The 4,885-nt window shown below is 73.7% G+C and carries 6 protein-coding genes; 3 read left to right on the top strand and 3 right to left on the bottom strand.

Going from position 1 to position 4,885, the window contains the following annotated elements; translation table 11 throughout:
- The 3 genes from VGR37_00900 to VGR37_00910 form a co-directional block, all read left to right on the top strand.
- Nucleotides 1–617: hypothetical protein (locus tag VGR37_00900; protein ID HEV2145952.1), on the top strand; the 617-nt coding region annotated here is incomplete at its 5' end.
- 54 nt (nucleotides 618–671) lie between these two features.
- On the top strand, nucleotides 672–923 hold the full coding sequence (locus tag VGR37_00905) for a DUF4160 domain-containing protein (protein HEV2145953.1): 252 nt from the start codon (nucleotides 672–674) through the stop codon (nucleotides 921–923).
- The gene (locus tag VGR37_00910; GenBank protein ID HEV2145954.1) at nucleotides 913–1,425 is read left to right on the top strand and encodes a DUF2442 domain-containing protein; all 513 of its coding nucleotides are present in this window, start codon (nucleotides 913–915) and stop codon (nucleotides 1,423–1,425) included. Before VGR37_00905 ends, VGR37_00910 begins: the two co-directional genes overlap by 11 nt.
- A gap of 132 nt (nucleotides 1,426–1,557) precedes the next feature.
- Here the strand turns inward: VGR37_00910 and VGR37_00915 are convergent, their stop codons facing one another.
- The 3 genes from VGR37_00915 to ggt form a co-directional block, all read right to left on the bottom strand.
- Entirely contained in the window at nucleotides 1,558–2,592 is a 1,035-nt protein-coding gene (locus VGR37_00915; GenBank protein HEV2145955.1) for a TerC family protein, read from the bottom strand.
- 146 nt (nucleotides 2,593–2,738) lie between these two features.
- The gene (locus tag VGR37_00920) at nucleotides 2,739–3,074 is read right to left on the bottom strand and encodes a hypothetical protein (protein HEV2145956.1); all 336 of its coding nucleotides are present in this window, start codon (nucleotides 3,072–3,074) and stop codon (nucleotides 2,739–2,741) included.
- A gap of 56 nt (nucleotides 3,075–3,130) precedes the next feature.
- Nucleotides 3,131–4,885, bottom strand: a 1,755-nt coding sequence (gene ggt / locus VGR37_00925) for a gamma-glutamyltransferase (GenBank protein HEV2145957.1), incomplete at its 5' end; no start/stop codon positions are given.

The raw sequence follows: 4,885 nt of genomic DNA on the forward strand, positions 1-4,885 counted from the left end.
GCCCGGCGCAGCGCCCCGAGGCTCCCGCCCGGACGGCCGAGCCCGCGCGCGACCCGGAGCCCGCGGCTCCGCGCTTCGTCACCCGCACGGCCCCCGCGGGGACCACCTTCGCGGTCCGCATCGACCGGGAGCTGAGCACCCGCACCGCCGTGGTGGGCGAGACCTTCACGGCCACGCTGGAGGAGCCGCTCGTCGCGGCGGACGGAAGCACCGTGATCCCCGCGGGCGCGTCGGTGACCGGCCGCATCACGGAGGTGCGGCCCTCCGGGCGCGCCGGTGAGGAGGCGCGCATCGGGATCGCCTTCACCTCAATCTCGCACGGCGGCGAGACGTACCCGATCGAGGCCACGCTCGCCACGCCGCCCGCGGTGCGTACGGTGACCCGCGACAGCAACGCCGAGAAGGCGGCCAAGGTGGCGGGCGGCGCCGCGGTGGGTGCGGTGGTCGGGCGCGTGCTGGGGAAGAGCACCCGGGCCACCGTGGCGGGAGCCGCGGTCGGAGCAGCGGCGGGAACGGCCGTGGTCATGGGCACCTCGGACGTGGACGCGGTGGTCCCCGCCGGCTCCAGGGCCACTGTGCGGCTGGGCGCGCCGGTGCGGGTGCAGCACGAGACGTGATGGAACGCGAGGGTCAGAAAGCTTGCGTCAACCCAAGCGATAGGTTATTCTCGGATGGTCACGATCCACCGTGACGGCGGGTTCCGCGTGGTGATCTACCCCGGCGACCGCGAGCACGGGCCTCCGCACGTCCACGTGTTCAACGCCGACGGAGAGGTGAAGGTGCTGATCGGCGACGCGGAGACGCCGCCGTCGCTCCTGCTGGTGCTGGGGATGCGGATGCCGGACGCGAAGCGGGCGGTCCGGATCGTGGAGGAGCGGCAGGAGACCTTTCTCGCGAGGTGGAGGGAGTACCATGACGCGTAGCTGGACCCCGGCAACGGACGAGGAGCTCGCCCTGCAGTACGCGCGGGCGGAGGAGGCGGGGCGGGCCGCGGACGCATCCGAGCCCCGGGCGATCCGCGCCCGCTACGACCACGAGCGCGGACGCGTGGAGGTGGAGCTGCGCAACGGCTGCCTCTTCGCCTTCCCGGCGGAGATGGGGCAGGGGCTGCGCGGCGCCTCCCCCGCGGAGCTGGAGCAGGTGGAGGTGACCCCCTCCGGGTACGGGCTGCGGTGGGACGGGCTGGACGTGGACCTCGCCGTGCCGGCGCTGATGGCGGGCGTGTTCGGCACGGAAGCGTGGATGCGGGAGCTGGGGCGGGCGGGCGGCAGCCGGACCAGCGCGGCCAAGGCCGCGGCCGCGCGCGAGAACGGACGCAGGGGCGGGCGGCCGCGGAAGACCGCTCCGGAGGGGGAGCGCGCCCGGCGCGTCGCGGAAAGGAAGGGGCGGTACGGGGCCGAGAGCGGGGGAGCGGAGGAGCCCTGAATCCACCGTTCCTCCGCGAGGGCAGCCTTCGCCCGACGGCCTGCTGCCGCGTAAGCACGAGCGCCCCACCGGTCCTCCCGGCGGGGCGCTCGCTGCATGCGGGTCGTTCAAGCGGTGCTCGCCGCCAGCCTCTCACGTCCTGGGGGTCCCGGACACGTCCTCGGCGTCGGCGTCGACGGGAGCGGTCCACGGCTCCGACCTCTCCGCAAGCGGGTCGTGCACCACCGGGTCGTGCGCCTCCGCCCGCTTGGGGAAGAGGAGCGATGCGCCGACGGCCGACCCGAGGACGAGCGCGATCACCCCCAGCGAGATCCCGATGGGAACGTGGTAGACGTCCGCGAGGAGCATCTTGGTCCCCACGAACACCAGCACCACCGCGAGCCCCAGCTGGAGGTAGTGGAACTTGTGGATCACCCCCGCCAGGAGGAAGTAGAGCGCGCGCAGCCCCAGGATGGCGAAGACGTTGGAGGTGTAGACCAGGAACGGGTCGCGGGTGACGGCGAAGATCGCGGGGATGGAGTCCACCGCGAAGATCAGGTCCGTGGTCTCCACCAGCACCAGCACCACGAAGAGCGGCGTCGCCACCCACTGGAGGGGGCCGCCGGGCGCCGCCGCCTCGCGGACGAAGAACTTCTGCCCGTGGTAGACCTGGGTCACCGCGGTGAAGCGGCGGACGAGCCGCAGCACCGGGTTGGACTCCGGCTCGATGTCCGGCTCGCCCTGCGTCGCCATGCGGATCCCGGTGAACACCAGGAAAGCGCCGAAGACGTAGATGATCCAGTGGAAGCGCTCGATGAGCACCGCCCCCGCCCCGATCATGGCGCCGCGCATGAGGAGCGCCCCCAGGATCCCCCAGAACAGGACCCGGTGCTGGTACTTGGGCGGAACCCGGAAGTAGGAGAAGATCAGGACGAAGACGAAGATGTTGTCGACCGAGAGCGCCTTCTCGATCAGGTACCCCGTCAGGAACTCGAGCCCCTCCCGGGGGCCCATGAAGTGGTAGATGCCGGCGTTGAACAGGAGCGCGAGCGCCACCCAGAACGCGCTCCACCCCCCCGCCTCCTTCATGGAGACCTCATGGGCCTCCCGGTGGAACACCCCCAGGTCCAGCGCCAGCATCGCCAGCACGAACACGTTGAAGCCCACCCAGAGCCAGATCTGGTCCATTTATGCCTTCAGGTGCGAAGTCGCGGTATCCGGGACGCGCGACGTCGCGTCCGGATGCGGCAGAGCGCCGGATCGCGCGCACGGAGCATCCCCGCCTCCGCGGAAGAGCGGCGGGCGGGAGCGTGCGCGTGGATCCGGTATATAGATCAGGAAGTGCGGGGAGGGCCGCGCGGGTACTCGCGGCGGCGGGCGCTGCGGGAAGGAGCGTGGGGCCGGCGCCGGGGAGCCGCGGCCGGGCGGGGGGCGAGGTCCGGCTCCGGGAGCTCGGCGGTCCCGGCGGGGAGCACCGCGGCTCCGACCGGCCCGTTGGGGAGGGCGCCGCCGGGGGCGGCGCGGACGCCGAAGGCACCGACCCTTGCGTGTCCCGTCTCGCCCTCGGTGCGGATCTCCTGCGCGAGCGCGACGGACTGGTCCACCCCGAAGAAGAGGAGGAGCAGCCCCAGCAGGAGCCGGAGGCGGGCGGCCGGAGGAAAATGTCTCACGCCGGGAAATCTACACCCTGGCAGCGGACGCGCTCAAGCGGGGCCGGTTCGGGGGCTCACTGCACCACCCGCCGCACCTCCGCGACGCCCACCGCCGCGCCGCCGCGGCGCGGGTCCGACACGCCGGAGAGGGTGCCGTCCGGGAGCACGATGATGGTCTGCGTGTCGCCCTGGTAGCCGCCGCGCTCCGCGACGGCGTGGCCCATGGCGCGGAGCGCCGCGGCGGTCGCCTCCGTCAGCCCGTCGCGCTCGTAGCGCAGGGTGTCGGGGAGGTGCTGGTGGTGCAGGCGCGGGGCGGCGGTGGCCGTGGCGGCGTCCATGTTCCAGTCCACCACGTTGGAGACCATCATCGCCACGGTGGTGATGATGGTGGATCCGCCGGGCGTCCCCGTCACCAGGCGCACCTTCCCGCTCGGGTCCAGCACGATGGTGGGGGTCATGGCGGAGAGCATCCGCTTCCCCGGCTGGATGGCGTTGGCCTCCCCCTGCACCAGCCCGAACTGGTTGGGCGTCCCCGGCTTGGCCGAGAAGTCGTCCATCTCGTTGTTGAGCAGGAAGCCCGCCCCCGCCACCGTCACCAGGTTGCCGTACAGCGAGTTGATCGTGGTGGTCACGGCCACCGCGTTCCCCCGGCCGTCCATGATGGAATAGTGCGTCGTGTGCGTCCCCTCCGCGCGCGTCCCGGCGCCGGCGGGGGCGGCGCCCAGCCCGGGACGCACCTCGGCGGACGGGGTGGCGCGGTCCGGGCGGATGCCCTGCCGCCGCTGGGCCGCGTACTCGTCCGAGCTCATGCGCGCCGTGGGCTGCGGGACGAAGTCCGGGTCGGCCAGGTACGCGTTGCGGTCCGCGTAGGCGCGCCGCGTGGCCTCCGCGAAGAGGTGTACGTGCGCCGGGGAGAGGAAGCCCAGCGAGCGCAGGTCGTACCCCTCCAGCACGTTCAGCATCTCCGCCATCGTCGCCCCGCCGGAGGAGGGAGGCGGCATGGAGATCACCTCGTGGCCGCGGTAGTCGAAGCGCACCGGGTCGCGCCACTTCGCCTCGTACCGGGCCAGGTCCTCGCGGGTCATGATCCCGCCGCCGCGCCGCATCTCCGCCTCCACCAGCTCCGCCGTGCGCCCGCGGTAGAAGCCGTCGCGGCCGTCGCGCGCGATGCGGCGGAACGTCTCCGCCAGGTCGCGCTGCACCAGGCGCTCGCCCACCCGGGGAGCCCGTCCGCCGGGGAGGAAGACCGCCGCAGTGGCGGGGAAGCGGCGGAGCCGCTCCTCGTACGAGCGGAGCGAGCCGGCGAGGCGCTCGTGCACCACGATCCCCTCGGCGAGGTTCACGGCGGGCTGCACCAGCTCCGCCCAGGGGAGCGAGCCGAAGCGCCGGTGCGCCTCCCACATCCCCGCGACAGAGCCGGGGACCCCCGCGGCCAGGTGCCCCACCAGCGAGCGGTCGGTCAGGTTCCCCTGCGCGTCCAGGTACATGTCCCGGGTGGCGCGCAGCGGGGCGGCCTCGCGGAAGTCGAGCGAGGCGACCGTGCCGTCCGCCATGCGCACCACCAGGAACCCCCCGCCACCGAGGTTCCCCGCCTCGGGGTTCACCACCGCCAGCGCGAAGTGCGTGGCGACCGCCGCGTCCACCGCGTTCCCGCCGCGGCGCAGGATCTCCACGCCCACCTCGCTCGCCACCCGGTCGGTGGTGGAGACCATCCCGCCCGTGGCTCGGACCGGCGTGACGGAGCCCACCGGGAAGGCCCACCCCGGGGGGAAGCGGATCCCCGCGGGCGCCGCGGCGTCGGCGGCGCGGGCCGGGGGCGCAGCGGGCGG

The organism is Longimicrobiaceae bacterium, from assembly GCA_035936415.1.
Lineage (GTDB): Bacteria > Gemmatimonadota > Gemmatimonadetes > Longimicrobiales > Longimicrobiaceae > JAFAYN01.

Excerpts from the sequence above, each read along its gene's own strand:
- VGR37_00905 (HEV2145953.1), top strand. The coding sequence starts at position 672 with ATGGTCACGATCCACCGTGACGGCGGGTTCCGCGTGGTGATCTACCCC.
- VGR37_00915 (HEV2145955.1), bottom strand. The coding sequence starts at position 2,592 with ATGGACCAGATCTGGCTCTGGGTGGGCTTCAACGTGTTCGTGCTGGCG.
- VGR37_00910 (HEV2145954.1), top strand. The coding sequence starts at position 913 with ATGACGCGTAGCTGGACCCCGGCAACGGACGAGGAGCTCGCCCTGCAG.